Raw genomic sequence first — 454 nt, 5'->3', positions numbered from 1 at the left:
CAATATAAAGTTTTAAAAAATGGAGGAGGTAGAGGGATTCGAACCCCCGCGCGACTCTCGCCGCCTGTCGGTTTTCAAGACCGATCCCTTCAGCCGAACTTGGGTATACCTCCATGAAGGAAAAAATAAATATTTTATTATTATATGTCTAAACCATTAAAGAAAAAATGGAGGAGGTAGAGGGATTCGAACCCCCGCGCGATTCTCACCGCCTGTCGGTTTTCAAGACCGATCCCTTCAGCCGAACTTGGGTATACCTCCGAGACATATATTAAATAAAGTGGAGCCTAGCGGGATCGAACCGCTGACCTCCTGCGTGCAAGGCAGGCGCTCTCCCAGCTGAGCTAAGGCCCCATGTTTTTTGGGAATATCGGGAAGACAGGATTTGAACCTGCGACCCCCTGGTCCCAAACCAGGTGCTCTACCAAGCTGAGCCACTTCCCGTTAATAAAAG

General features: G+C 48.9%; 4 tRNA genes. All 4 read right to left on the bottom strand.

Features of this window, described 5'->3' with window-relative positions:
• Nucleotides 1-20: 20 nt before the first annotated feature.
• The 4 genes from ACQGSG_RS29320 to ACQGSG_RS29305 all read right to left on the bottom strand — a co-directional run bounded on the left by ACQGSG_RS29320 (nt 21) and on the right by ACQGSG_RS29305 (nt 444).
• Nucleotides 21-113: transfer RNA gene (locus tag ACQGSG_RS29320), tRNA-Ser, on the bottom strand.
• Nucleotides 114-168: 55 nt separating this feature from the next.
• Nucleotides 169-261, bottom strand: a tRNA-Ser gene (locus tag ACQGSG_RS29315).
• A 20-nt stretch (nt 262-281) separates the two neighbouring features.
• Nucleotides 282-354: transfer RNA gene (locus ACQGSG_RS29310), tRNA-Ala, on the bottom strand.
• Nucleotides 355-370: 16 nt separating this feature from the next.
• Nucleotides 371-444 (bottom strand) — tRNA-Pro (locus ACQGSG_RS29305).
• Between the last annotated feature and the right edge of the window lie 10 nt (nt 445-454).

The organism is Bacillus sp. GMa5/1 (assembly GCF_050172015.1).
GTDB classification, from domain to species: Bacteria; Bacillota; Bacilli; order Bacillales; family Bacillaceae_G; genus Bacillus_A; species Bacillus_A cereus.
The sequence above is the reverse complement of the archived record's forward strand: the minus strand, read 5'-3'. Positions and strand labels throughout refer to the sequence as shown.